The sequence below is a fragment of the Parasynechococcus sp. genome (assembly GCF_042954245.1).
Taxonomy (GTDB): domain Bacteria; phylum Cyanobacteriota; class Cyanobacteriia; order PCC-6307; family Cyanobiaceae; genus Parasynechococcus.
In genome coordinates this window covers 1-2,348 of record NZ_JBGKDP010000259.1, presented here as the reverse complement: position 1 = coordinate 2,348, position 2,348 = coordinate 1, and the positions used below count along the sequence as shown (strand labels likewise).

The 2,348-nt window shown below is 64.0% G+C and carries 3 protein-coding genes; 1 reads left to right on the top strand and 2 read right to left on the bottom strand.

Features of this window, described 5'->3' with window-relative positions; genetic code table 11:
- Positions 1–182: 182 nt before the first annotated feature.
- Positions 183–275: a cytochrome B6 gene (locus tag ACGVJ8_RS11945; protein ID WP_392348379.1), complete on the top strand. Its 93-nt coding sequence runs from the start codon at positions 183–185 to the stop codon at positions 273–275.
- On the opposite strand, the gene ACGVJ8_RS11940 is transcribed toward ACGVJ8_RS11945, so the two are convergent.
- Positions 262–1,491: an MFS transporter gene (locus tag ACGVJ8_RS11940; protein WP_392348377.1), complete on the bottom strand. Its 1,230-nt coding sequence runs from the start codon at positions 1,489–1,491 to the stop codon at positions 262–264. The two genes, ACGVJ8_RS11945 and ACGVJ8_RS11940, sit on opposite strands and share 14 nt — an antisense overlap.
- The coding region (locus ACGVJ8_RS11935; RefSeq protein WP_392348375.1) for a MiaB/RimO family radical SAM methylthiotransferase at positions 1,488–2,348 on the bottom strand (861 nt) is incomplete at its 5' end. The genes ACGVJ8_RS11935 and ACGVJ8_RS11940, both read right to left, overlap by 4 nt.

Below are 2,348 nucleotides of genomic sequence, written 5' to 3'. Positions count from 1 at the left end.
TTCGGGAACTCGGGATAAATAAAGAGGGTGCGCATCGATTCGGGCAGCAGGGGAGGGGAGTCCGGTTCGCCCGGCGGAGGTCGTGGAGCTACAAAACGAGTCTGTTATTGACAAACCCTATCGGTAACAACCGAGATCACGCCCAATCTCTGATCTAATGGTGGTCACCTCCTTTCTTGCACATGGGCGTCGGTATCTATCTCGGGCTTGTTGGCACCGGCCTGGTCACCGCCTTTGTTTTCACCAAGCTCCTCAAAGGCATCAAGCTGATCTGATCGGCTCCAAAACCCGGTTTCCGCGTCGCCGCATCCAGATCAAGGCGATGGCGACGCTTAAACCACCACTTAAGGCAAAGGCCGTCGAGAGGTCTTTGACCATCACCAAAAGGGCCACCACCAGCCCACTGATCCCACCTCCGCCGAGGAAGGCGATCTGACTCAGCCCGGCCATGCGGCCGCGCATCACCTGTTCTGAGCCGATCTGGGTGATCAGGTTGCAGCTGCTCAGCAGACCGGCGGTGCCGGCTCCGATCAGAAACGCCATGCTCAGGCTGAATCCCACCCCAGGGGTCATGGCCATGCCCAGCTGTGCGATGGCGGTGATCAAACCGAAGCCTCCGAGGGTCAGAAACGGGCGGCGGCTGAAGCGGCTGCTGTTTTTTTGCAGCACGATCCCGCCAGTGATGCTTCCGGCGGCCAGCACGCTGGTGAACAGGCCCAGGTCGCGCGGATCCGAGCCGAGCACGCGGTCGGCGATCAACGGCGCCAGCCCCGGGTGGAAAAAACCCACCAGACACAGCACCGCGGTGAAGCTCAGCACCCCCTGCAAGGTGGAGCCACAGCCCCGCCAGGCACTGACCAGGCTGGCGGTCTGCCCTGGAGCGCTGCGTTGTTCGCGGCTGCTGTCTGGATTCAGCAGAAACAGCACACTGGCGATCGGCAGCAGATAGCTCGCCGCATCAATGCCGAGGGCCCAGGCCGGCCCGGTCATCGCCAGCAGCCAGCCCCCGATCGGTGGCCCCACCAGCTTGCCCACGTTGAACACCACCGAAAAGCTGGTGAGGTAGCTGCCCAGCTGCTCCGGTTCTTCCACCAGGATGGAGCAATATTTATTGCGGGCGGTGAGCTCATAGGCGCCGGCGATGCCCACCAGAAGGGTGCTGCCCAGCAGCAGCAGAACCTGGGGTAGGCCATCGAGTAACGGGATGGCCAGGGCCCCGAGGGTCGCCGCCGCCAATAGGGCCCATTGCGACTGCACCAGGACCCGCTCACAGCCCACCCGGTCGGTGCGCACCCCCGCAGGCCCGCTGACCAGCAGTGTGGGCAGAGACAGTGCCGCGAAATTCAGCGCCAGCACAAACGGCTGGGCGGTGCCATCCATCAGGATCCAGCCCTTGGCGGTGATCCCCGCGAATGACCCGGCGGTGCTCACACCCGACGCGACCAGAAACAGACGGCGTTGCTGTTCCGGTCGCAGTTGAAGAAGGGTCAAGCCTGGGCTCTCGCTGCCGCCACCATGGCGCGCGCACCAACGATTCGCCCGCTGAGGTCATAGATGTCGGCCCCGGTGATCTCCACCGGCACCAGGGTTCCCGGTGCCGCCTGTTGGCCGTCCTCGCCGGGTTGCACGTGCACCTCGCCATCCACTTCCGGAGCGAAGCGGGCGCAGCGACCAATCATCGCCCCGGTTTGGGGGTTGTGCTGCTCGATCAGCACATCCACGGTCCGCCCCACCCAGCGCTGGTTGCGTTCCGCGGCGATCGGCTGTTGCAGGGCCATCAGCGCATCCTTGCGTGCCTGGGCCACCTCCGGATCCACCGGATTGGGCAGGTCGGCGGCGGCGGTGCCGTCCTCTGGAGAGAAGGTGAAAATCCCCACGTGATCGAAGCGTTGCTTGTCCAGGAAGCCCATCAGGTGTTGGAAGTGCTCCTCGGTTTCGCCGGGGAAGCCCACGATCAAGGTGGTGCGCAGCACCGCATCGGGCAGTTGCTCGCGAATGCGATCCAGCAGGTTGTCATTCACATCCGCCTGCCAGGGGCGGTTCATCGCCCGCAGCACCTCCGGGTGGCTGTGTTGCAGCGGTAAGTCCAGGTAGGGCACCACATTGGCCACATCCCGGTACGCCGCCAGCACGTCGGGGGTCAGTCCCGTGGGATAGGCGTAATGCACGCGGATCCAAGGGATCTCCACTTCGCCCAGGGCACGCAGGAGTTCCGCCAGCTTCGGTTTGCCATAGAGATCCAGCCCGTAGTTGGTGGTGATCTGGCTGATCAGGATCAGCTCCTGCACCCCCTGGTCCGCCAGTTGATGGGCTTCGGCCACGATCGATTCGATCGGTCGGCTGCGCTG

Coding starts and splice junctions, on each gene's coding strand:
- ACGVJ8_RS11945 (WP_392348379.1), top strand. CDS start 183: ATGGGCGTCGGTATCTATCTCGGGCTTGTTGGCACCGGCCTGGTCACC.